At 60.9% G+C, this 24,937-nt stretch carries 16 protein-coding genes; 12 read left to right on the plus strand and 4 right to left on the minus strand.

Features of this window, described 5'->3' with window-relative positions; genetic code table 11:
- Positions 1 to 14: 14 nt before the first annotated feature.
- From BFQ03_RS18750 to BFQ03_RS18780, 7 genes are all read left to right on the plus strand, one after another.
- Positions 15 to 2,837 (plus strand): response regulator, encoded by a 2,823-nt coding sequence (locus tag BFQ03_RS18750; protein ID WP_065943674.1) that lies wholly within the window; start codon positions 15 to 17, stop codon positions 2,835 to 2,837.
- Positions 2,824 to 4,011 carry a response regulator cyclic di-GMP phosphodiesterase PvrR gene (locus BFQ03_RS18755; protein WP_032860238.1) on the plus strand — a complete coding sequence of 396 codons (1,188 nt, stop codon included), beginning with the start codon at positions 2,824 to 2,826 and terminating at the stop codon, positions 4,009 to 4,011. Before BFQ03_RS18750 ends, BFQ03_RS18755 begins: the two co-directional genes overlap by 14 nt.
- Before the next feature lie 62 nt (positions 4,012 to 4,073).
- Positions 4,074 to 7,250 (plus strand): hybrid sensor histidine kinase/response regulator, encoded by a 3,177-nt coding sequence (locus BFQ03_RS18760; RefSeq protein ID WP_065943673.1) that lies wholly within the window; start codon positions 4,074 to 4,076, stop codon positions 7,248 to 7,250.
- Positions 7,251 to 7,285: 35 nt separating this feature from the next.
- Entirely contained in the window at positions 7,286 to 7,930 is a 645-nt protein-coding gene (locus BFQ03_RS18765) for a response regulator (RefSeq protein WP_032860240.1), read from the plus strand.
- A 136-nt stretch (positions 7,931 to 8,066) separates the two neighbouring features.
- Complete coding sequence (locus BFQ03_RS18770; protein WP_065943672.1) at positions 8,067 to 8,663, plus strand: fimbrial protein; 597 nt, start codon at positions 8,067 to 8,069, stop codon at positions 8,661 to 8,663.
- Between the two features lie 73 nt (positions 8,664 to 8,736).
- Positions 8,737 to 9,486: a fimbrial biogenesis chaperone gene (locus tag BFQ03_RS18775; RefSeq protein ID WP_032860242.1), complete on the plus strand. Its 750-nt coding sequence runs from the start codon at positions 8,737 to 8,739 to the stop codon at positions 9,484 to 9,486.
- 97 nt (positions 9,487 to 9,583) lie between these two features.
- The gene (locus BFQ03_RS18780; protein ID WP_065943728.1) at positions 9,584 to 12,106 is read left to right on the plus strand and encodes a fimbria/pilus outer membrane usher protein; all 2,523 of its coding nucleotides are present in this window, start codon (positions 9,584 to 9,586) and stop codon (positions 12,104 to 12,106) included.
- Between the two features lie 179 nt (positions 12,107 to 12,285).
- Here the strand turns inward: BFQ03_RS18780 and BFQ03_RS18785 are convergent, their stop codons facing one another.
- The 3 genes from BFQ03_RS18785 to BFQ03_RS18795 all read right to left on the minus strand — a co-directional run bounded on the left by BFQ03_RS18785 (position 12,286) and on the right by BFQ03_RS18795 (position 18,399).
- Positions 12,286 to 15,957, minus strand: a complete 3,672-nt coding sequence (locus BFQ03_RS18785) for a translocation/assembly module TamB domain-containing protein (protein WP_083204867.1) — start codon at positions 15,955 to 15,957, stop codon at positions 12,286 to 12,288.
- Positions 15,957 to 17,684 carry an autotransporter assembly complex protein TamA gene (locus BFQ03_RS18790; protein WP_032860244.1) on the minus strand — a complete coding sequence of 576 codons (1,728 nt, stop codon included), beginning with the start codon at positions 17,682 to 17,684 and terminating at the stop codon, positions 15,957 to 15,959. Before BFQ03_RS18790 ends, BFQ03_RS18785 begins: the two co-directional genes overlap by 1 nt.
- Before the next feature lie 64 nt (positions 17,685 to 17,748).
- Positions 17,749 to 18,399, minus strand: coding sequence for a GNAT family N-acetyltransferase (locus BFQ03_RS18795; protein WP_032860245.1), 651 nt, complete (start codon positions 18,397 to 18,399; stop codon positions 17,749 to 17,751).
- Between the two features lie 187 nt (positions 18,400 to 18,586).
- On the opposite strand from BFQ03_RS18795, the gene xthA reads away from it, so the two are divergent.
- Both xthA and BFQ03_RS18805 read left to right on the plus strand, forming a co-directional pair.
- On the plus strand, positions 18,587 to 19,399 hold the full coding sequence (gene xthA, locus BFQ03_RS18800; protein WP_032860246.1) for an exodeoxyribonuclease III: 813 nt from the start codon (positions 18,587 to 18,589) through the stop codon (positions 19,397 to 19,399).
- A gap of 156 nt (positions 19,400 to 19,555) precedes the next feature.
- Positions 19,556 to 20,896: a substrate-binding domain-containing protein gene (locus BFQ03_RS18805; RefSeq protein ID WP_065943670.1), complete on the plus strand. Its 1,341-nt coding sequence runs from the start codon at positions 19,556 to 19,558 to the stop codon at positions 20,894 to 20,896.
- Between the two features lie 96 nt (positions 20,897 to 20,992).
- Here BFQ03_RS18805 and BFQ03_RS18810 read toward each other — a convergent pair whose 3' ends face one another.
- Positions 20,993 to 22,222: an acyl-CoA dehydrogenase gene (locus BFQ03_RS18810; RefSeq protein WP_065943669.1), complete on the minus strand. Its 1,230-nt coding sequence runs from the start codon at positions 22,220 to 22,222 to the stop codon at positions 20,993 to 20,995.
- A gap of 151 nt (positions 22,223 to 22,373) precedes the next feature.
- Here BFQ03_RS18810 and BFQ03_RS18815 point away from each other — a divergent pair, with 151 nt between their 5' ends.
- The 3 genes from BFQ03_RS18815 to BFQ03_RS18825 all read left to right on the plus strand — a co-directional run bounded on the left by BFQ03_RS18815 (position 22,374) and on the right by BFQ03_RS18825 (position 24,689).
- Complete coding sequence (locus BFQ03_RS18815; protein WP_032860249.1) at positions 22,374 to 23,303, plus strand: LysR family transcriptional regulator; 930 nt, start codon at positions 22,374 to 22,376, stop codon at positions 23,301 to 23,303.
- A 70-nt stretch (positions 23,304 to 23,373) separates the two neighbouring features.
- A complete protein-coding gene (locus tag BFQ03_RS18820) occupies positions 23,374 to 23,775 on the plus strand; it encodes a MerR family transcriptional regulator (protein ID WP_029298346.1) in 402 nt (133 codons plus the stop codon).
- 14 nt (positions 23,776 to 23,789) lie between these two features.
- A complete protein-coding gene (locus tag BFQ03_RS18825) occupies positions 23,790 to 24,689 on the plus strand; it encodes a hydroxymethylglutaryl-CoA lyase (protein WP_065943668.1) in 900 nt (299 codons plus the stop codon).
- The last annotated feature ends 248 nt before the right edge of the window (positions 24,690 to 24,937 follow it).

A 24,937-nucleotide genomic window follows, 5' to 3' on the forward strand; every position in this document is an offset into this window, starting at 1 on the left:
CCTAAAGTGCCGGCATGCGATTGAAGACCTACCTGCACCAGATCAGCCCGATTCTGTCTACCCCCGACGCCGCCCGCCGCCTGTTGCGCATTTTTGCGTTGGTGGTGCTGGTGGGCATCCTGGGTGGGGTGTACAGCTTCCTGCTGTTCACGTTCAACAATGAAATTTCCCAGCGGCGCAGCTATATGAGCAGCGCCATTGCCGAAGCTCATACGTTTTTCACCACCCGAGAATCCCTGCTCGAAAGCCTCAGCCTGTCGGCCACCCGGCGCGTTAAAAATGCCGACAGCGCCGTGTCCGCCGAAGAAATCCACCTGCTGCTGGGCACCCGCCCCGCCAAGCAATGGAGTATCTGGCTGACCCAGCGCATGCGCGATTACCTCAAGGACAAGCAACTCAACCTGATCTACGTCACCAGTGGCGCCGAGGCCAAGGTGCTGCGCCTGTACAACGCCACCCCGCCAGCGAGTGATTTGCCAAAGGACCTGCTCAAGCAATTGGACCACCTGAAACAGGTAAACCCTCCCGCCCTGCAAGAACTGTGGCTGACCCAAAGCACCCAAGGCCACTCCCAGTTGTACATTTTCATTCGCCTGGACGAGCGCGATGCGGACTCCGGCTGGCTGGGCCTGGAAATGGATGACCGCGAAGTCTCCAACACCCTGAGCGATCACAGCGCCGGGGAGTTCACCATGTTCAACTCCCAAGGGTTGCCGTTGTTCAGCAACAGCGCCCGGCCCCAGGCCAGCCAGGCCTTGCCGCGCCTGCTGCAACATGATTTCTTTGGTTTTGTCGGCAATGGATGGCTGCCCGAGCAACTGGTGCTGCGCAAACAGCTGAAGTCCTCGGACTGGCAACTGACCTACTCCATCGACCTGCGTGCGGTGCTGTTATCGTTGTGGCCACAACTGCTCGGCGCCCTGGCGTTCTGTGTGTTTGGTATCAGCCTGGTGTGGCTGCTGACCCGCCGCATTGAACACCGCTTCATTGCGCCCGCGATCCACCGTATCCAGGCCCTGGTGGAAAGCGAGCTGTTCAGCCGTGACGTGATCCAGACCGCCCCTGTGGCCCTGTGTGTATTGCGCCGCACCGACGGCCAAGTGGTGCTGGAAAACACCCTGTGCCAGCAATGGCTGGGCCAGAGCGGTGAACGCGAACAGCTGAGCCCTGGCTGGATCCGCCAAGCCTTCGATACCCAGGCGCCGACGCTTTCCGATTACTTTGAAACCGCCGACGGCCGCCACCTGTACCTTAGCTGTGCGCCCACCCGCTACAAAGGTGAGGACGTGTTGCTGTGCACCTTCAGCGACATCAGTACGCGCACCGAGATCGAAGCGGCGCTGGAGCAGGCGCGGCAACTGGCCGACGCCGCCAATGAGGCCAAGACCCTGTTCCTGGCGACCATGAGCCATGAAATCCGCACCCCGCTGTATGGCGTATTGGGCACCCTGGAACTGCTGGCCCGCACCCATCTGGACCCGCAACAGAAAAGCTACCTGCAAGCCATAGAAGGCTCCTCCGCTACCTTGTTGCAATTGATCTGTGACGTGCTCGACGTGTCCAAGATCGAGGCCGGGCAACTGGCCCTGGAACTGAGCGAGTTTTCCACCCTGGCCCTGGTCCAGGAAGTGGTCCACGGCTATGCCGCGGCGGCCCAGAGCAAGGGCTTGCACCTGTATGCCTGCATCGACCCACAGATGCCGGACCGGGTCATCGGCGACATCAGCCGGATCCGCCAGATCCTCAACAATCTGTTGAGCAATGCAGTGAAGTTCACCGACTCCGGGCGCATCGTCTTGCGGGCCACGTTGTTGAGCCGCGATGGCGAACGCGCCAGCGTGCAATGGCAGGTCTCGGACACCGGCAAAGGCATCGCCGGTGACGATCAACCGTTTATTTTCGACCCGTTCTACCAGACCGCCGGCAACACCAATGTAGTGGCCGGAACCGGCCTGGGCCTGCCGATCTGCCTGCGCCTCACACACTTGATGAATGGCAGCCTGCGCATGGTCAGCGAGACCGGGCTGGGCAGCAGTTTTTCCCTGACCCTGCCGCTGGTGGAGTGCGCCAAAGACGTGTTGCCCACCAGCATGACGGCCTTGTTGCCAGACGTCATTTACGTGGTGTCGCCGGTCCGCGAACTGGCCGAGGCCGTCAGCGGCTGGTTGCGCCGCTGGGGCGCCCGCCCGCAGATCGGCTTGCCATCGGCCATGGACCCGGCCGGCGCGGGCCTGTTGATCGAGCTGCACCCCGGCCAGGCCGAGCTACGCCTGGCACCGCAGTGGAACGGGCCACTGGTGCTGGCCAGCAGCGACGGCTGCACAGTGCCGCAGATCATGCTGGGCGGCTGCAAAGTCAACCTCAATGACCTGCACGCCATTCACCACGCGGTGAGCCAGGCCCAGGGCATACCGGTGGCGACACCCCAGGCGAGCCATGAGCAGCGCCATCTGCGCAAGTTGCACCTGCATATCCTGGTGGCCGAGGACAACGTCATCAATCAACTGATCCTGCGCGATCAATTAGAAGAGCTGGGCTGCACCGTGGAACTCACCTCGGACGGCGAAGAAGCCCTGTCACGCTGGCGCGCCGGAACGTTCGACATCGTGCTGAGCGACGTCAACATGCCCAAGCTCAACGGCTACGCACTGGCCCAGGAACTACGACGCCTGGGCTGCAACGTGCCAATCATCGGCGCCACCGCCAACGCCATGCGTGGCGAAGCAGCCTTATGCCTGGCGGCCGGGATGAATCACTGCCTGGTCAAACCCTTCACCCTGCGAGCCCTGTTCAATGAACTGGCTCCCTATGAACGAGCCCTCCATGAATCGCTGTAGCATTTTGATCGTCGAAGACCACCCCTTCCAGCATCAGTACCTGCAGCATCTGTTCAGTGAGCTGGGGGATTTCCATGTGGAATCGGCGCGCGATGGCGAAGAGGCATTGACCTGTCTGCGCCGGCGCACTTTCGACCTGGTGCTGACCGACCTGCTGATGCCCGGCATGGACGGTGTGCAATTTATCCAGGGCCTGGCCACTCTGCGCGCCAAGCCGGCACTGGCGATCATGAGCGCCGCCTCCCGACGCATGCTGATGAGCGCAAGCCTGGTGGCGAGTAACCTGCAAGTGAATGTGATCGGGCTGATATCCAAGCCGGTGAACATCGCAGCCTTGCGCAACCTCACCGAGCAATTGCTGGGCCTGCGCCAGGTGGTACTGCCCGAAACGGCGCCGGGCATCGAGCGCCAGGCCATTCTTGAAGCCCTGGACAACGGCGAGTTGCAAGCCTGGTTCCAACCCAAGAAAGCCCTGGCCAACGCGCGCATTGTCGCCGCCGAAGCCCTGGTGCGCTGGATCCACCCCGAGTACGGCGTGTTACTGCCCGGTGCATTCCTGCCCGCACTCAAGGCCTACAGCCTGGAGGAGCGCCTGCTGTGGCGGGTACTGGAACAGGCCATCGCCGCCCAGGCCCGCTGGCGGGTACAGGGCTATGACATCCCGGTGTCGATCAACTTGCCCACGCACCTGCTCAACAGCTATGACCTGGCCGACCGCATCCTCGCCTTCGTCCTGGAACACCAGGGCATTCCCGGGCGCATTTGTTTCGAGTTGATGGAGTGCTCGGTGCCCCAGGACATCAGTAATTTCTACGCCGGCGCCTGCCGTTTGCGGATCAAGGGTTTTGGCCTGTCCCAGGATGACTTCGGCAAGGGCTACAGTTCGTACATGAACCTGGTGTCGACGCCGTTTACCGAACTGAAGATCGACCGCGCACTGGTCCAGGGCTGCAACGACAACGAAGAACTGGCACAGGCACTGACCAGCATTGTCGCCCTCGGCCGACAATTGGGCCTGACCGTAGTGGCCGAAGGCGTGGAAACCGCGCAAGAACTTGCGCTGTTGCGTAAGATCGACTGCACTCAGGTCCAGGGCTTCCTGATTTCCCACGCGGTCTCTTCAGACCAGTTCCAGCAGTTGCTGAACCAGGATGGTCCGGCAAGCACCTATTGAGACTTTATTTCAGAGGCCATTGTGTCCGACCGTTTTCCCCTTCCCGCCTGCCGGGTCGCGTAATGAATCAGCCCAATGCCTTCCTGGAGAAACTGGCCAGCAGTTCACTGCGCCTGAACAAAGGCTTGATGGTGCTCGGCGCCCTGGTGCTGGTGCTGGCGGGGATCAGCTACGTGGGCGTGCAACGCATGATCGGCGAACAGAGCGACACCACGCGTTTTCACTTTGCCCGGTTGATGGAAAACATCGCGGAACAACAGGCCTTTCTTGCCACGGTTTCCCAGCAAAGTGCCCAGGGCGACCTGTTGCCACCGTTGACCTCTGCGCAGCCCACACCCAGGGCGTTGCCCGAGCAGGGGCCGAATATTTATGAAGGCCGGGAGTTCAGCTATTCCCTGCCTTACAGCGTGAAGCTCAACCCGGCACGTATTGCCCCCAGCCAACGCACCAAGGTGTTTGACCTGGCCGCCCACCTGACGGCTTTCTACAGCGCCTTCTGGTCGGCTTCGCACTATCAGTCACCCCAGGTTCTGCTGTTCAACGGGCCGGACAACTTTGATATTTCGGTACCTTCAGCCGGTGCCCTGCGTGATGCAGGGCAGATCCAGGGCGGGGCCTTTGCCAATGTGGTGCACCGGGTAGAAACCAGCCTGCACGAAAACCCTCGCCAACCGCCGGACAACCAAGTCCACTGGAAAGCCTTCGGTGACGCCTCCAGCAGCGCGGTGACCCCCACCTTGCTCGCCTATATCCACATTGACCTGGCCCCGACAAGCCTGCATATCCAGGGCGCCAGCAGCCATGTACTGGTCGCCTCGCTGCTGGCACCGTCCCAGGTCAATAACATCGAGCGCCTCATGCAGTGGTCGATCTACGACCACTTCACCCTGATCGCACCGTCCGGCGAAGTGCTGGCCGGGGCCCAGAACGCAGGAAAAGTCCTGGAAAACGGGGTGAACTTCACCCGTGATGGGCTGGTGTTCAAGCTGACCAGCCCCGATGCACAACCCTGGACGGCGATCTATGTCATCGGTTTCAAGAGTTTCTTGAGCTATGCCTTGTGGCCGCTGCTGTGCCTGGCCGTGCTGATACTGGCAGGCCTGGGCGGCGGCCGAGCCTTCAATCGCTGGTACAAAAACCATGTAATCCTGCCCGCCCACCAGGCCCACGCCAGCATTGCCGAAAGCGAAGCCTTCAGCCGTGCCGTGATCGATACCGCACCGGCCGGCCTGTGCGTGATACGCCGCAGCGACCATCACGTGCTGCTGGAAAACCAGCGCGCGCGGCAGTGGCAAGGCACGCCAAAGCTGATCAATGCCCTGTGCCAGCACTGCAACCTCAGCGAGTCCGGCCAGGCCGACCTGGAGATCGACGGGCGCCATCTGCAAGTGGCCTTCATCAATACCCGCTATCAAGGCCAGGACGCCTGGCTGTGTGCCTTCCATGATGTGACGCGGCATATCGAAGATGCGATTGCCCTGGAAGACGCCCGCCTCGCCGCCGACTCGGCCAATGAAGCCAAGACCCGCTTCCTGGCGACCATGAGCCATGAAATCCGCACGCCTTTGTACGGCGTACTCGGCACCCTGGAATTACTCGGACTAACGCCGCTGCAACCGCGCCAGCAGGATTACCTGCACACCATCCAGCGCTCCTCCGCCACACTGTTCCAACTGATCAGCGATGTGCTGGATGTGTCGAAGATCGAGTCCGGGCAAATGACCCTGGAAGCCCAGGACTTCTGCCCCCTGGAATTGACCGAGGACACCGTGCGCACCTACAGCGCCTTTGCCCGGGCCAAAGGCTTGCAACTCTATGCCTGCATCGACGCGACGGTGCCGGACCGGGTGCGGGGCGATCCGTTGCGGATCCGGCAGATTCTCAACAACCTGCTGAGCAATGCCATCAAGTTCACTGACCACGGGCGAGTGGTGCTGCGGCTACGCTCACTGGATGCCAACCGGGCGCGCCTGCAATGGCAGGTCAGCGACTCGGGCGTGGGCATTTCACAGGCCCAGCAGGTGCAGTTGTTCGACCCGTTCTATCAGGTCCACGGCACCGGCCATCAAACCGGTGCGGGGCTGGGCCTGGCGATCTGCAAATGGTTGTGCGAGTTGATGGCAGGCTCGCTGACCGTCGTCAGCGAGCCTGGCCTGGGCAGCAGCTTTACCCTGCAACTGGACCTTGAACCGGTAGCCGGCACACTGGCCGACTGCCCCGAGTTCGCGCCGCAGGCGCCTGCGATTTATGTGCGCGCACCAGTGCCGGAGTTGGCGCAGCACCTGTGCGCCTGGCTCAATCGCCTGGGCGTGGAAGCCAGCCCTCAGTTGCCACCAGCCCTGTCGTCAGCCGTGTGGGTGGATGTATTGCCGAGCGCCAAAGATGCGCCCTGGCCTGGATCACGTGTGATCGCCAGCGCCGACGGGCCAAACCCGCCGGCCTACGCGGGCGGCGCCTGGCAGGTCGATGCCTATGATGTACGCGCGATTGCCTGGGCCGTGTGCCTGGCGCAGGCTGGCAGCACAGGACCGAGCCGGCCAGCGCAGCCCGAACACACGCAACGCCTGAACCTGAAGGTCCTGGTGGCCGAAGACAACCCGATCAACTCGGCGATCATCAAGGAACAACTCGAAGCCCTCGGCTGCTCGGTGGTGACCGCCGTCAACGGCGAGCAGGCTCTGGTGCAGTGGCGGCCTGGGCAGTTCGACCTGGTGCTGACCGACGTCAATATGCCGCTGATGAATGGCTATGAACTGGCCCAGGCCCTGCGCCAACAAGATGCCGATATACCCATCATCGGCGTCACGGCCAACGCCTTGCGCGAGGAAGGCGAGCACTGCGCGGCGGTCGGCATGAACGCCTGGATGGTCAAGCCACTGAGCTTGTCTACCTTGCGCAAGCAACTGTTGCTGCATTGCAAGGCAAACGTGGCAGAGCCTGGCATCGTCGTGATGGACCAGGTGCAGTTATCGCCGAAAATGCGTGAGCTGTTTGCCAGCACCCTACAGGTCGATATACAGGGTGTGCGCGCAGCACTGGAGCGTGCCGATGCCAATGCCGTTGCCCAGCAACTGCACAGCATGGCCGGCGCCCTGGGCGCGGTGCGGGCAGAAAACCTGGCCACGGCCTTTGTTGACCTTGAGTGCCGGTTGATGGGCTTGAGCGTCACCCCCGCCCTGGCACAGGAGGTTCGGGGGCAGCTCGAACGCCTGGAGGCTTTAATCAATACGCTTGGGTAACTTCACCGTCTTTTCGCCCTTATGGATATTGCGTCATGGAAAAGTTAAACGTAGTCATTGCCGACGATCATCCGATCGTACTGGTGGGCGTTCGCGAGTTGGTAGAGCGCGATAAGCGCTTCAACGTGGTGGGCGAAGCCCTGGACTCCACCGAACTGGTCAACCTGCTTGAGCAACAGTCGGTCGACGTGGTGATCACCGACTTCAATATGCCGGCCGACTCCCCCTACGGCGACGGCCTCAAGCTGGTGGAGTACCTGACGCGGCACTTTCCTGCGGTGCATATCCTGGTGCTGACGATGATCTCCAACCCGCTGATCCTGACCCGCTTGCAGGAGCTCGGGGTGGTCGGGGTGATCCAGAAGAACCAACTGCACGACGAAATCCAGGTAGCGCTCAAGTCCATCGCCAATGGCACGCCTTTCCACAGTGCCGGGCCACAATCGACTTCGGTCATTGAATCCGTCGACCTGGACGAACGCTTCACCCTGTTATCGCCCAAGGAACACGAAATATTGCGCCTGTTCATCAGCGGGCAAAGTGTCAATGAGATTGCACGGGGGTTGAATAGAAGCGCCAAGACCATCAGTACGCAAAAAGTATCGGCCATGCGCAAACTGGAAGTTACCAGCGACCAGGCGTTACTTGCTTACTGTATCGAGCGCAAACTTTTCAACTAACAATAACAACTAAAAAACCCTGCGGCAGCGCTCAAATCCGCGCTTCTAAGGATCGTCTGATTCCTCCCTTTGGGGGGGTTCTATATCGTGTTCTGGCACTTCATAGAACCTCTTAACCCAAACAATGGAATTGAGCATGAAAAAGCTTTCCCTCGCACTTCTGACCCTTTCGATGTTCGCCGCCACTGGCGCCGCTTATGCAGCTGGAGGTGATCCGGTAGCTCCTGTCAAGGCTGGCAGCGGCACCATCAACTTCACCGGCGTGATCAACAACGACGCATGTTCCGTTGAAGGCGCTGGCCTCAACAAAAACATTTCCGTGGAAATGGGTGAAGTGTCCATCAAGGACATGGGCACTGCTGCTGCACCGATTGGCAGCGGCAAACTGAGCGCTGAAAACTTCGACATGAAGATCAACTGCAACGCGGGTACCAAAGTGGCGATGCTCTTTGAACCCACCCGAGGCGCAGGCACGGGCATCGTGGCCGGCACCAAGGTCTTGAACGTGATTGGTGGTCTGGGCGCTGCCAAGAACGTCGGTATTGCCCTGCTCGACGCCAATGGCGCGATCATCGACCTGAGCTCGCCAGCCGCGGCCAAGATCGAGAGCAATCTGCAAGATAGCAACGCAACGCTGAAGTTCTCCGCAGCCTACGTCACCACTGCTGCACTGGACACCGTGGTTGCCGGTCGTGCTGACGCTACCCTGCCGTTCACCCTGCAATACGAATAAACCTGCAACACGCCTGAACCCTGGTGCGGGGCTTTACAGCCCCGCCCTTTCTTCCAAACCAGCGGTACTCATCATGTTTTCTCATTCCTCTCGGTCATTGTGCCTGGGCCTGCTTGGCCTGTTCGCCATCAGCCAGGCCCATGCCAGCATTTCCCTGAGCGCCACCCGCCTGGTGTTCGACGGCCAGCACAAGGAAGCCGGCATTACCGTGCGCAACAGCGGTGACGCCGTGCTGATCCAGTCCTGGATCGATACCGACAGCGCTGATGCAAACTCAGTGCCTTTTGCAGTCACCCCGCCGTTGGCCCGGGTCAGTGGCCAGGAGCAGCAGTTACTGCGGGTGATCTACGAAGGCAAAGGCATGCCAACCGACAAAGAGTCGGTGGTCTGGCTCAACGTCCAGGAAATCCCCCAGGCCTCGAAAACACAAAACACCTTGCAGCTTGCAGTGCGCCAGCGCATCAAGGTGTTCTTCCGCCCTGCCGGGCTGGAATCCAACGCCTATCAGGCCCCAGTAGCGTTGTTATGGCGCCTGGAAGAGCGTGCTGGCAAAACCGTCCTGCGTGTCAATAATCCGGGGCTTTATCACGTTTCAATCGCGGATATAACACTTGAGTCAGGGCAACTAAAAGATAAGCCTTTTGATTCAACGATGATTGCACCCGGCGAACAAAAAGAGTTTGCACTGAAACAGCTAGATCGCACCCACACAGCCACATTGCTATTTAGCAGCATCAACGATTACGGCGCACAAGATCGATATACCGCGAAACTGTCCAACACTGCCGACTCCCAGGCCACACCAGACAAAGAGTCGCCTTAACGTACCTGCCTGGTTGGCACACGTACTTCTACCGTATTTCTCTTCGCTCCGTTAGTTCGTATCGGAGGTGATATAGGTTTCCTACATGTTTTTATTTATGCGCAGCAGATTAAATCTTGGCGGGAACCGCTGTGGGCGGCTGACTCAGTGGGCGCCACTGCTTATTGTCATCACCTCCAGCACCACGTGCCTGGCCGAAGGCAGCGAGCAGGACTCCACTGAACAGTTCAACACCACGTTTCTGCAAGGCGCACCGTCCTCCGTCGACCTGCAACTGCTGCTGGCAGCCAACAGTGTGTTGCCTGGCAACTACCGGGTTGACCTCTACAGCAACGACACCCTGGTGGGCCGTCGCGATATCGACTTTCGCCGCAACCCCGCCAACGGCAAGGTTGATCCTTGCCTGACCCTGGAAATGCTGCAACAACTGGGCATCGACATCGCCAAACTGCAAGCCAGTGAAAAACTCACCCTCGATGACCCACAAGCCTGTTATGACCTGCCCGCCCTGATTGAGCACGCCAGCGTGCGCTACGACGTCCCCCGCCTGCGCCTGCTGGTCAGCGTGCCGCAACAGGCCATGGAGCGCGGCCGCCGTGGCTACGTGGACCCGGCCTTGTGGGACGACGGCGTGTCGGCGGCGTTTATCAACTATCAGTTGAGCAGCAACCGTAACCACACCGACTACAACACCACGCTGTCCAATAACCTGGGCCTGCGCAACGGCATCAACCTGGGCGCGTGGCGGCTGCGCAACGAGTCGAACTTCAACAGCAGCACCGGCCGACCCAGCACCTTCAAGAGCAACCGCAGTTACCTGCAACATGACGTGACCGCCTTGAAGGGCCAATTCAGCGCCGGCGATATCTTCTCCGATGCCGACCTGTTCGACAGCGTGCGCTATCGCGGGCTGAAACTGGCGTCCGACGAGGGCATGCGCGCCGACAGTGAGCGCGGCTATGCGCCGATCATCCGTGGCGTGGCGCAGACCAGCGCGACCGTGGAGATCCGCCAGAACAACTACATCCTGTACACCGCCAACGTGCCGCCGGGCCCGTTCGAAATCAGCGATATCTACCCCAGCGGTTCCAACGGCGACCTGGAAGTGACCGTCATCGAAGCCGATGGTCGGCGCCGGGTCACCATGCAAGCGTTTTCCAGCCTGCCGATCATGGTTCGCCAGGGCCAGGTGAAATACAGCGTCTCGGCCGGTAAGTACAACAGCAATAACGACGACCAAGCGACGCCACAGTTTGTCAGCAGCACCCTGGCCTATGGCATCAGCAGCAACCTGTCGGGCATTGTCGGGGTACAGGCAACGGAGAACTTCCAGGCCCTGTCCCTGGGCGCCGGTCGCAATACGCCGATTGGTGCGGTTTCGGTGGACGTGACGCACTCCTCCAGCCGCACCGAAGGCCAGAAAGTCCAGGGTAATAGCCTGCGGGCGTTGTATGCCAAGACGTTCACCGGCACCGATACCAGTTTTACCCTGGCCGCCTATCGCTACTCCACTGAAGGCTATCGGACCCTGACCGACCACGTCGAGGAACTGAGCGCCGATGGCCTCAAGCGCACGGGCAACTCGAAAACCCGTACCGACCTGACCGTCAACCAGAGCCTGGGCCGCAACCAGCAGTACGGCAACGTCTATATGAACGCCAGCGACCAGCGTTATTGGGGACGCGGCGGCTCCCAGAGCGTGTCGGCGGGCTACAGCAACTACTGGGGCGAAATGAGCTACAACCTGTCAGCCACCTATTCCAAGGATGTTGGCAATTACGGGCCGGCGAACAATGACACCCTGGTCAACCTGTCGCTGTCGTTCCCCTTGGGTTCGGCACCTCGCGCGCCACGGGCATTTGTCTCTGCCAGTACGCAAAAGAACAGCGACAGCACCCAAGTGGGCATCAACGGTTACCTCTCGGAAAACAGCGACACCTACTATTCGGTGCAAGGCGGCAATAGCAGCAACGGCGGCAGTACCGGTTCGGCCAACCTCAGCACCCGCACCTCTGTCATGGATATCAGCGCAGGGTATGGCCAGGGCAGCGGCTACAACTCGCAAAACCTCAACCTGTCCGGCTCGATCGTGGGCCACGCAGGCGGTATCAACCTGGGGCAGACCGTGGGCGAGACCTTTGCCCTGGCCGAAGTGCCGGACGTGGCCGGGGTGAAAATTGGCAGCTACAGCGGCGCCGAGACAGGTCGCAACGGCTTTGCCGTGGTGTCCAACGCCCAACCCTATCGGGTGAACTGGATCAGCCTGGACACCCGCGACCTGGGGGCAGACATCGAGATCGATAACGCCACCCAACAGGTGGTACCACGCCGTGGTGCAATCGTGTTGGCGCGGTACATCAGCAAGACCGGGCGCCGCGTGCAGTTCGCGTTGTTTGATGCCCAGCGCCAGCCGATTCCATTTGGCGCGGCCATCGAGGACATGGCAGGCAAACAGATCGCGATTGCCGACCCTAGCGGCAAGGCACTGGCGCTGATGGAGCAGGACTCAGGCACCTTGGTCATCAAGTGGGGCGAGCAACAATGCCAGGCGCCCTATGCGCTGGCAGAACGTGACAAGGCGCTGAACTTTGAGCGGGTGTCGCTGGTGTGCCAGCCCTAGGCCCGAGGATCACGCAAAACATGTGGGAGCTTGCTCTAATGCCAGTCAGTTAAGGCTTTTTTGTAGGAGCGAGCTTGCTCGCGAAAAACTTACAGGCGCCGCATTCATTCAGTAAGCACGCGTTATCGTTGACGTTTTTCGCGAGCAAGCTCGCTCCTACACTTTTTGACCACGTCACGTCAGAAATCCCGTTTGTAGAAGATATCCAATGAGCTGGCCACGCCGCTGGCCACTTCCAGATACACCCTCTTGCTCAACAGATAGCGCAAGGCAATGGTGCTGGCCGGCTCAAACACCCCAACCCCGTAACGCAGGCTGAGTTTCTCGGTGATCTTGCCGCTGGCCACCACTGCCGTGTTGTTGCCACTGCCCTGGGTATCGAGTTCGAAGTCCTGGATCCCCAGGTTCTTGGCGATGTCCGAAGTCACCCCGGCACTGCCCATCAAGCCCAGGCCCAGCGCTGCCTGCGCCAGCATGTTGTTGTCTTCACCCGTAGTGCTCAACGGACGCCCCAGCACCAGGTACGACAGCGCCTGCTCCTGGCTCATCGCCGGCTCCGAGAAGATCTGTGTGGTGGGCTGTTCGGCGCTACCGCTCAGGCGGATCCCGGCGATCACGTCGTCGGTCTTGCGGATGGCTTCGATGTCCAGATACGGCTGGTCGAGGGGCCCGGCAAACATCAGGCGCGCACGGCGTACATCGAGTTTCTGGCCGTAGGCACGATAGCGACCATCGTTGAGCCAGAGCTCGCCACGGGTGTCCATGTTGTCGCCGATATGCACCTGGCCCTGAACCTTGGCGGTCAGGCCGAAGCCGGCAAAGTTGAGCTGGTCCTCGCCCACCACCACGTTGATATCCATGGCCATCGCCATCGGCGGCTTGCCCTCTTCGGTCTGGCTGCCGACGATCACCGTGTCGTCCGAGACCTTGACGGTCGACGGCGGCAGTTCGCGCACGGTGATATCACCGCGCGGGATGTGGACCTTGCCGGCAATCGCCAACTTGTCGTCCTTGAGGGTGATTTTCAGGTCCGGCGCCACTTCAAGTTCCGCGTAGGGTTCGACCGTGACCGGCAGTTGCGAGCCTTGCAGGCTGAGATCGACCGCCAGGGCGCGGCCCCAGTCGATCTGGCCCTTGAGGCTGCCCTGCCCGGCCTTGCCACTGCGCCAGCCGCCGTTGAGTTGCACGCTTTCACCGGCAATCAGCGCCTGCAGGTTCAGGCCTTCGAGGCTGATGGGCAGTTCAGGTCCGGAAATCTCACCGGCGATCAGGTTGACGTTGCCGTTGACCTGCGGCGCCAGCAGCCCGCCGGAAATCCGCCCGCTGCCGTTGAGCTTGCCGTTGAGGGTTTCCACCATCGGCACGAACGGCCGTGCTACCGCAAGATCGAGGCCGGTAAGGCTGAAATTGCCGGAGATCGGCTTGTTCTTCGCCAGTGGGTTGATCTGCGCCTGCAACAGCAACTCACCGAGCTTGCCGCCGCGGAAATTCAGCTGGGTATCAATGCGCGTGGGATTGAGCGTGGTTTCCAGCTTGAGGGTGTCGTAGGGGAAATCCAGCCACTGGTCCTTGTCCTTGACACGCAAGGTACCGCCGCTGGCATCCACCGAGACCAGACCTTTGGGGCCGCTGGCCGGCAGGTCGAGCTGGATATCGGCGTTGAGCTTGCCCTGCCAGGCAAAATCCTTGGGCAGCCATTGCGCCAGGCTGTCGATGGGGAATTGCTTGAGGTGGTAGCGCAGCTTGGGATCGGGCATCAGACGCTGGTCTTCACCACACAGGCTGGCGGGCCCGGAGACCCAGCAATGGGCGGCGAAGGTCAGCTTGCCGTCGGCCATGCGCTCGATTTTCGCCGGGGCTTGCAGCTTCCAGTCCTGGCCGCCGGCTTGTACATCGCCGCTGGCCAGGCGCCCGCGCCAGTTGCCTTGGTCGAGGTTGCCGTCCAGGGCCAGGGCCAGCTTGACCAGCGGCCCCATCAGGTCCAGTTGGACTTTCTGGCTCTTGATATCGCCCTGGGCGCTGGCGGTCAGGGTGCCGAGCTGGGTGTCACCGGCCTGGATGCCGCTGCCCTTGAGGTCGATCTTCGCGCGCTGGGCATTATCCAGGGTGGCGTCCAGGCTGAGGGCTTGCAGGCGATTATCTTCAAATGCCAGTTGCTGGCCCTTGAGGTCGAGCTTGCCTTGCGGCGCCTTCAAGGTACCGGCCACATCGAGCCGGCCATTGACCTGCCCACGCAACTGCGGCCACAACTGGGCCAGGCGCGCGAGCTTGATATCAATCTGCCCAGCCAGGCGTTGTTGCAGGCTGCCACTGCCGTTGATACGGTTGTCGCCCAGGCGGATATCCAGGTTGGCCAGGGTCCACTGCTCACCCGCACCTTCGGCCTTGGCGGCCAGCACGGCGGTTTGGCCGCGCAGACGGCCCTTGAGGTCGAGGTCGGCATTGAGCTTGAGTTGCTCGTTTTTCATTTCGCCCTGGCTGCGCAGCGGCCCGGCGAGCGTGCCCGGCAGTTCCGCGACCCAGTACGCCGGGTTGATCGCCGACAGGTCCAGCGCGGTATCCCAGGCGATGCCATCGGCAAATTTCAGGTTCAGGTGGCCTTCGGCCTTGCCCTGGCCGGCAACCAGCTTCAGCTCCGGCAGGAACACTTGGGTCAGGTCGCCACTGAAGGGCGTGACCAGGCTGAACTTGCCGGCCGGGCCATCGAGGTCGGCCTTGAGATTGCCCAGGTAGTTGCCGTCTTTATAAGAGACTTCTCCATTGAAGGTACGCAGCGCTACTTGCGGCTCATCAATCACTGGGTAGAGGCGATGCCAGGGAAAGTCCAGCCAGTCGATTTTTGCGTCAGCACTGAAACCCTGCTGCCAATCCAACTGAGCACTGAGCTTGAGGCTTTGCTTGTCACCGGCCGTCAGGTCCAGGCCGGCGATCTGCGCGCCCTTGGCATCGACCCGGCCTTGCAGCAGCAGGTCGACCGGGCCTTTCTCGGCGGGCAGCACGGCTTTGCCCAGCAGTTGATAGCCTTTGCCCAGGTCGCCCTTGGCGGTGAGGTCCAGCTGATTGAGCTGCAAGGTATCCGGCAGGTCGGCGCTGGCCTTGAAACCATCGGCGGTAATGCGCACCTGCGCCGGCAGGTTCTCGACCAGGGGTTGCAGCTCGCCGCTGAGCTTGGCCGGCAGGTAGCCGCTGCTGTCGGCGTCGAGCTTGAGGGTCTTGAGCAAGTTGCCCTCGACGTTCAGTGCCACCGTCCACGGCGCACCGCCAGGGGCGTAGGGCAGGCTCAAGTTGCCGGTCGCCGTCAACGGCCAATCGCCACTTGGATTAAGCAAGCCACTGAGGTCCAACACCAGGCCGTCGCGCTGCAGGTGTACCGTGTCGATCTTTATCCCTTCGGCGGTCCAGTGTGCCGCCAGTTGCAGGCCTTTGAGCTCTTCGCTGCCATTGAACAGCAGACTACCGACGCGCACGTCGCCCAGCTCGATGGCTACGGGCAGGTTCAAGTCCGGCAGGGTAATCGGGCCACTGCTTTCTTCGGTGCTGGGCGGGAATTGCAGGCTGATCTGCTCGACGTCCAGTTGCTGGATACACAAGGTCATGCGCAGCAGGCACGCCGGCGACCAGTCGAACTTCGGCGCATTGAGTTCCACGCGGCTGCTGTCTTGTTGCCACAGCAGGCGGTCGGCGCTCCATTGCCCGCCGAGGCGGCCCTGGAAATTGTCCACGGCCAACCCCGGCACCTGGCCCAGGGTCCAGCGGCTGCCGACTTGTGTGCCCAATACGGTCCACACGGCCAGCAACACCAGGGCGATCAGCGCCACCACGCTCAAGCCCGTTATTTTCAAAGCACGCATCACAACTCAGGCCCCATGGAAAAGTGCAAACGAATACCGCCCGGATCTTCCAGGGCATGGGCCAGGTCGAGACGAATCGGGCCGACCGGCGAAACCCAGCGCACCCCCACACCGACACCGGTTTTCAGGCTCGGCAAATCCAGGTTGTTAAAGGAGTTGCCCTGGTCGACAAACGTCGCGATCCGCCACTTTTCGGCGATGGAATACTGATATTCGGCGCTCAAGGCCACCATGTAGCGGCCACCGATGCGGTCGCCCTTGTTGTTTTCCGGGGACAGGGTCTGGTACTCGTAGCCGCGCACGCTCTGGTCGCCACCGGCAAAAAAGCGCAGGGATGGCGGCACGGACTTGTAGCCATTGGTGGCACTGCCGCCAAACTGCGCACGGCCGAGGAAACGGTGCTTGTCCCACACGGTGGTCAAGCCCTTGATCATGGCGGTGCCATAAAGCAGGTTGGTGTCCGAGCCCACCCCCTCCTTGGCCACCTTGGTGTCGAATTGCAGGCGGTAGCCGTTATGCGGGTCGATGCGGTTATCACTGCGCAGGTAGGAATAGCTCAGGCCCGGCATCAGCAAATTGCTCAGGCCGGAGTCATCGCCCAGGCGGTATTCTTCGCGCTGCCATTTCAGCGAGATCACCCGTGTCCAGCCGCTGGGCAACTTGCTGTGCCATTCCGGGCCGAGGGTGAGCAGCTTGCTCACGGTGTCGGTATTGGCCATTTCTTCGTTCTGGTAACCACCGGCGAAGCGCAGCTTGTCGGTCAGCGGCGGATCGAGGGGGATGTCATACCACAGGCCGACGTTCTGCCGCGGCGCCGACAACTCGGCCTCCCAGCCATAGCTGTGGCCTTGGGGGTTGACCCAGTGACGGGTCCAGTTGGCCTTGCCGCGCGGGCCGACGTCGGTCGAGTACCCCAGGCCGAGGCCCATGGTCCGTGGTTTGCGGGTTTGCAGTTGGACGGCCACCGGGATCACATCATTGGCTGCCGCAGCCGGGGCGGCATCCACCCGCAAGCTCTCGAAAAAGCCGCTCGATTGCAGCGCCTGGTTCAGTTCGGCAATCAATTCGGAGTCGTAAGGCGTGCCACTTTTGAACGGCACCATGCGTTGCAGCAGTTCTTCGTCAAAGGGTGTATCACCGGCAAAACTGACCTTGCCAAGGGTGTAGCGCGGGCCGCTGTCGTAGACCAACTCGATATCGGCCACACCGGCCTGGGGATCGACGGATAGCTTCTGGCTGCTGAAACGACCACTGAAAAAACCGAACCGCGAGGCCTGATTCTGAATCAGGCGCTTGGCATCTTCGTAATGGCCATGGTTGAGAACGGCGCCGGACTTGAGGTCTTTACTGTCGGGGACACGAAAGGACTTGAGCTCGGCCGCCGGGCCGTCGACCCGAATCGTGACATTACGCAGATGCACGGGCTCGCCGGGGTCGATGCTGAGGATCAGGCGCGGGTTCTTGCCGCCCTTTACCTCACTGGCAATCTGCGGCTGGTAAAAGCCCAGTGCCTGGGCGGCCTTGCGGGCCTGCTCCTCGGCACCACGACTGAAGCGCTGCAAGGCTTCCTCGTCACGCTCGCCAACCCCGCCGATATAGCCTTCGATATTGGCTTTCAGCGCGTCGTTTGAAGGTTTGATGCGCACGTCCAACTCGCTTTGCGCCAATGCGCCGCAGCTTGTGAACAGCAGAATCAAGCCGCTGGTAACTCTATTGGGAAACTTCATAGGCGCGGATGCTACACGAGCAAGGGAGCACCTTAGAACCGGGAATCATCTGAATAATTCTGTGTTAAGGCGTTGCAGGTTGTAACACCTGTGGATTCGGGTGAAAAAACACATGCTCCAGGATCGGTCCTACGGCCACCTCGCCCACTTCTTCATAACCCTGTCGCTTGTAGAATTCCAGGTACAGCGGGTTGCCGGTGTCCAGCACCACGCCCTGGGAGTGCGGGTCTTCGGCACACCAGTTATGCACGGCCTCAAGCAGTTGCTCACCGTAATGTTTGCCCTGAAATTGCGGGTGAATCCCCAGCAACGGCAAGACATGCACTGACGCGGACGGCAGGCAGGCCAACACCGCCTGATGGTAGTCGAGGTAGCGCCGGGTGCATCTGAAACCGGTGCCCAGCCACATGCGCAATTGCCAGGCCCAGCTTTCAGTGATGCCCAGGCGCCGCTGCGGCGGTGCAATCAGGGCAATGCCGATCAGGCGGTCATTGACCAGCAGGCCAATGGCCGGTAATTCCTGGAGAAAGTGCTGCTTGACCAACTCGCGCACGGTGGCGCGTACCCGCTGCTCGTAGCCGGAACGCTCGGCTTCGAACAGGTAGGCAAAGGTCGGCTCATGGCGATAGGCGTGATACAGCAGCGAACGCGCTTCGCGCGAATAGCCGCTGTCGAGCAGGTGGACCTGGGCAATAGCGGTCGAGGTGTCGGGCATCAGTCGTCTCTCCCCTGGACGCAACTCAACAGGTCGCGCTCTTATTGTTACGAGCCCGGGGCAACTGAGTCGTTCCCTGCCATTGGCTCCCTGAGAGACATTAGCAGTGCATCTGTCCTATCGCCACGCTGGCCCCCGTCCGACTTGTCGGCTAGCATCGCCCTTTTGCCAGACTGGACTGCCGACCATGAAAATCGTCTCCTTCAACATCAACGGGCTGCGCGCCCGGCCTCATCAGCTGGCGGCCCTGATCGAGAAACATCAACCGGACGTGATCGGCCTGCAGGAAACCAAGGTCCACGACGACCAATTCCCGCTGGCCGAAGTCCAGGCCCTGGGCTATCACGTGTACTACCACGGGCAGAAAGGCCACTACGGTGTCGCCCTGCTTTCGCGCCAGGAACCGCTGGCCTTGCACAAGGGTTTTGCCAGCGACGAAGAGGATGCCCAGCGCCGGTTTATCTGGGGCACCTTTGCCGATGAGCATGGCAACCCGATCACCATCATGAACGGCTATTTCCCACAGGGCGAAAGCCGCGATCACCCGACCAAGTTCCCGGCCAAGCAGCGCTTCTACGAAGACCTGCAACAGTTGCTAGAAAGCCAGTTCAGCAATGACCAGGCCTTGGTAGTGATGGGCGACGTCAACATTTCCCCCGAGGATTGCGACATCGGTATCGGTGCCGACAACGCCAAGCGCTGGCTCAAGACCGGCAAATGCAGCTTCTTGCCGGAAGAGCGCGAGTGGATGGCCCGCCTGAAGAACTGGGGCCTGACCGACAGCTTCCGGCACTTGAACCCGGACGTGGCAGATCGCTTCAGTTGGTTCGATTACCGCAGCCGTGGGTTTGAAGACGAACCCAAGCGCGGCCTGCGCATCGACCTGATCATGGCCTCCAATGGCCTGTTGCCACGAATCAAGGATGCCGGCGTGGACTATGAACTGCGCGGCCTGGAAAAGCCCTCGGATCACGCGCCGATCTGGCTTGAACTGAGCTGATTCTTGCGACAACGCAGTCAAAAATATGGGAGCGGGCTTGCCCGCTCCCACATTTAGATCTGTGAATACATTTGGCTCTGTTGGGCGCCAGTCATATTATGGAAACCTTACTGACTTAATCTGCCCGCACTTCCTATGGCTTGAGAAGGTGGCGGCATGATGCTGCGCGCTCTGTACCTGCTGGCACTCTGCAGCACTTTTCCTCTTGTGGTCCTTGCAACCCCTCTTCACTTTCCCGAACACGGTCCGGCCCTGCGCATCCAGGGCTCCAACACCATTGGCGCGGCGCTGGGGCCGGCACTGGTCAAAGGCTTGATGGAACAACAGGGGCTCAAGGCCATACACCGCGAGCCGGCGCCCCGCCCCAATGAGCAACGCATCGTCGGCAGTACGGCCCAAGGCCAGCGTGTGTCAGTGGAAATCGCCGCCCATGGTTCCAGCACCGGCTTTGTCGCGCTGAAAAATGCCGAGGCGGACCTGGCCGCCGCTTCGCGCCCGATCAAGGACCGTGAACTGGTCGAGCTCGAACCCCTGGGCGACCTGAAAAGCCCCGGCGCCGAACAGGTGATCGCCATTGATGGCCTGGCAATCATCCTGCATCCACGCAACCCACTGCACACCTTGAGCAGCGGGCAACTGGCGCAGGTTTTCAGCGGTGAAATCAGTACCTGGGAAGCCTTGGGCGGCAGCGGTGGCAAGATCCAGCTATACGCCCGCGATGATCAATCCGGCACCTACGACACCTTCAAGGAACTGGTGCTCAACCGTCACGGCAAAACCCTCGACAGCACGGCAAAGCGCTTCGAATCGAGCGAGCAATTGTCCGACGCGGTCAGTCGCGACCCACAAGGCATTGGTTTTATTGGCCTGCCCTACGTACGCCAGGCCAAGGCGGCGGCCATCAGTGACGGCGACTCCCAGGCCATGTTGCCGCAGAACAGCCTGATCGCCACCGAGGATTACCCACTGTCGCGCCGCTTGTTCTTCTACCTGCCACCCAATAATACGAACCCCTGGGCCGCAGCGCTGGTGGACTTTGCCCAAGGCGCCCAAGGCCAGGCCATCGTTGCCGCCAATGGGTTTATTGCCCAACAGGTCCAGGCCATCACCGTGCAGCCACGGGCGCCGATGCCCGCGACCTATCAGGCCATCGCCCGCGAGGCGCAGCGCCTGACTGTGAACTTCCGCTTCGAAGAAGGCAGTGCCAGCCTGGACAACAAGGCACGCCAGGACCTGGCGCGGGTGGTGGCTTATCTCAGCAGCCACGACAAGCTCGACAAACGGGTGACGCTGGTGGGGTTTGGCGATGCCAAAAGTGATCCGCAGCGCGCGGCATTGCTCTCGAAATTGCGCGCGATGGCGGTACGCCGGGAACTGCTCAAGAGTGGTGTGGTGTTGCGCGATATTCGCGGCTTTGGCGCCGAGATGCCGGTGGCGACCAATAGCGTGGATGAGGGGCGGATCAAGAATCGTCGGGTGGAGGTCTGGGTTTATTGAAGCCTGAAGACGGGGGTTGATTGCCCCCCGCTATCGCGGACAAGCCCGTTCCCACAGTGTGGAAGCGGGCTTGCTCGCGATACAGGCGACGCGGCCTTACTGGCCGCTGCGCATCAGCTCTTTAGGCACATATTTGCCAATTTCAAACTTGCCAATCGCCGCCCGGTGCACTTCATCCGGGCCGTCGGCCAGGCGCAGGGTGCGCTGCATGGCATACATATAGGCCAGCGGGAAGTCATTGGAGACCCCGGCACCGCCGTGGATCTGGATCGCCCGGTCAATCACCTTCAAGGCCACGTTCGGTGCCACGACCTTGATCTGGGCGATTTCACTTTTCGCCACCTTGTTGCCGACCGTGTCCATCATATAAGCGGCCTTCAAGGTCAGCAGGCGTGCCATGTCGATTTCCATCCGCGAGTCGGCAATCTTGTCGATGTTGCCACCCAGGCGCGCCAGCGGCTTGCCAAAGGCAGTGCGACTGATCGAGCGTTTGCACATCAATTCCAGGGCGCGCTCGGCCATGCCGATGGAGCGCATGCAGTGATGGATACGCCCGGGGCCAAGGCGACCCTGGGCAATTTCAAAGCCTCGGCCTTCACCCAGCAAGACGTTTTCGTACGGCACCCGCACGTTGTCGAACAGTACCTCGGCATGCCCATGGGGTGCGTCGTCGTAGCCGAACACCGGCAGCGGGCGGACGATTTTCACACCGGGCGCATCCACCGGTACCAGAATCATCGAGTGCTGCTGGTGGCGCGGCGCATCCGGGTTGCTCAACCCCATGAAGATCAGGATCTTGCAGCGCGGGTCACAGGCGCCGGAGGTCCACCACTTTTTACCGTTGATCACCCATTCGTCACCCTGGCGTTCAGCGCGGGCGGCCATGTTGGTGGCGTCGGAAGAAGCCACGTCCGGTTCGGTCATGGCGAACGCCGAGCGGATCTCCCCGCGCAGCAGCGGCTCCAGCCAGCGCTGTTTCTGCTCTTCGTTGGCGTAGCGCACCAGCACTTCCATATTGCCGGTGTCGGGCGCCGAGCAGTTGAAGGGCTCCGGCCCGAGCAAGGAACGGCCCATGATTTCTGCGAGCGGCGCGTATTCCAGGTTAGTCAGACCAGCGCCCAGCTCGGACTCCGGCAGGAACAGGTTCCACAGGCCTTCAGCCTTGGCGCGGGCCTTGAGCTCTTCCATGATCGCGGTGGGCTGCCAACGGTCACCTTCGCTGACCTGGCGTTCAAACACCGGCTCGGCGGGGTAAACGTAAGCATCCATAAACGCGGTGACGCGTTCACGCAGTTCCTGAACCTTGGGCGAATAGGCAAAATCCATGAGCAGCTCCCTTCTTTGAGAGGTTGTTTAGGTCATGCAATCGATGCTAGAACAGCGTTGATAATTTACCTAGCCTATTCTCGGCGTGTATTAACATTCATCACCGATATATGATCGGCGCATGAAAACCTAACAAGAAGAGCGCAGCGAAATGAATCTGAGCAAGGTCGACCTCAATCTTTTCATCGTCTTTGACGCGATCTACACCGAAGCCAACCTGACCCGCGCCGGGCAGATCGTCGGCATTACCCAGCCGGCCGTATCCAACGCCCTGGCACGCCTGCGCGAGACCTTCAACGACCCGCTGTTCGTGCGCACCGCCCAAGGCATGGTGCCGACGCCCATGGCCCAGAACATCATTGGCCCGGTGCGCAACGCCTTGTCGCTGTTGCGGGTATCGGTGCAGGAAAGCCGGATCTTCAACCCGTTGCAAGCGGCCAAGACCTACCGCATCAGCATGACCGACCTCACGGAGGCCGTGATCCTGCCGCCGCTGTTCCAGCGCCTGCGCCGCCTGGCGCCCACGGTGATCATCGAAAGCTTTTTGTCCAAGCGCCGGGAAACCACCAAGGAACTGGCCGCCGGGCGCCTGGATTTTGCGGTGGACGCGCCCCTGAACACCGACCCGCAAGTGCGTCACGTCAAGCTGATGGAAGACCGCTACGTGTGCGCCATGCGCAAGGGGCATCCGCTGGCGGGCAAGGAAAAATTCAGCCTGGATGACTACCTGGGACTGACCCATATTCATATTTCCAGCCGCCGCAATGGCTTGGGCCACGTCGACCTGGCACTGGGCAAGATGGGCATCCAGCGCAAGATCGCCCTGCGTTCGCAGCATTACCTGATGGCTTCCCAGGTATTGCAGCAGACCGATATGGTGATGACCGTACCCGAGCGCTTTGCAAGGCGTAACGACCTGCACTCGTTCAACCTGCCGGTCAATGATGTGCCGCCGGTGGAAACCCACTTGTACTGGCATGAAAGCACCGACCAGGACCCGGCCAACCGCTGGATGCGTGAGCAGATGATCGAGTTGTGCCAGCAGGTCACGGCGCGCGAGAAGAAGTTGGATAACCCGTAGGCGGTGATTTGCTTGACGTTTACGTCAAGCAGCCATTAGCGTAGCGCCAAGACCCTCCTTGAGCGCCACCATGAGCACGACCTACAGCATCTCCGACCTGGCCCGCGAGTTGGACATCACCACCCGGGCCATTCGCTTCTATGAAGAACAAGGTCTCTTGAGCCCCGAACGCCGGGGCCAGGAGCGTATCTATTCGCCACGGGACAAAGTCAGCCTGAAGCTGATCCTGCGCGGCAAGCGCATCGGTTTTTCCTTGGCCGAGTGCCGCGAGTTGATCGAGCTCTACGACCCCACCAGCGGCAATCAAAAACAGCTGCACAGCATGCTGGCGAAAATCAGCGAACGTCGCGAGCAGTTGGAACAACAGTTGCTCGACATCGAACAGATGAAGCTGGAGCTGGACACCGCCGAAGAACGTTGCACCCAGGCCCTGGAACAGACAATCCAGAGCCAGGTCGGCCAACCCCAATAAAAAAGGTAGATCCCATGTCTCTCCCCTCCCATGTGCGCCTGGTCGAAGTCGGCCCGCGCGACGGCCTGCAAAACGAAGCGCAACCGATCAGCGTGGCCGACAAGGTACGTCTGGTCGACGCCCTCAGTGCGGCGGGCCTGGGCTATATCGAAGTCGGCAGTTTTGTCTCGCCTAAATGGGTGCCGCAAATGGCCGGATCGGCCGAGGTGTTTGCGCAGATCCAGCGCAAGCCGGGGGTGATCTACGGCGCCCTGGCACCGAACCTGCGCGGGTTCGAGGACGCGCTGGCGGCCGGGGTCAAGGAGGTCGCGGTGTTTGCGGCGGCGTCCGAGGCGTTTTCCCAGCGCAATATCAACTGCTCCATCAGCGAAAGCCTGGAGCGCTTTGCGCCCATCATGGCGGCAGCGCAGCAGCATGGCGTCAGTGTGCGCGGGTATGTGTCCTGCGTGCTGGGCTGCCCGTATGAAGGCCAGGTCGCCCCAGAACAAGTGGCCGCAGTGGCCCGTGAGTTGTATGCCATGGGCTGCTACGAGGTGTCTTTGGGCGACACCATCGGCACCGGCACCGCAGGCGCCACTCGGCGGATGTTCGAGGTGGTGGGCAAGGACGTGCCACGGGCAAAACTCGCCGGGCACTTCCATGACACCTATGGCCAGGCCATCGCCAATGTCTACGCCAGCCTGCTGGAGGGTATCGAGGTGTTCGACAGCTCTATCGCCGGCCTCGGCGGCTGCCCCTATGCCAAGGGCGCCAGCGGCAACGTGGCGACCGAGGACGTGCTGTACCTGCTCAACGGCCTGGGCATCGAGACCGGCATCGACATGGACACGTTGATCGTGGCGGGCCAACAGATCTGTACGGTCCTGGGTCGCCCCACCGGCTCACGCGTGGCCAAGGCCCGCAGTGCCCATTGAGTAGCGCACCCGTGACGATGTGTTACCTCGCGGCTACACATCGGGTAACACGGGAACATATTTTGTCGCATTTCCTGAAGTAAATTTCCCACGAAAAAATCAAACCATTGATTTTAAAGGGTTTTAAAAAGTTGGCACGGCTTCTGCTATCTCTATGGCATAACAAGAATAAAAAGCACCAAACCTAATAAAAATAAGACGTAACGACTCTGACATAACAAAAACAACACGGCAGAGACGCAGCTAAC

It is taken from the genome of Pseudomonas sp. 25 R 14 (assembly GCF_900004755.1).
GTDB classification, from domain to species: domain Bacteria; phylum Pseudomonadota; class Gammaproteobacteria; order Pseudomonadales; family Pseudomonadaceae; genus Aquipseudomonas; species Aquipseudomonas brenneri.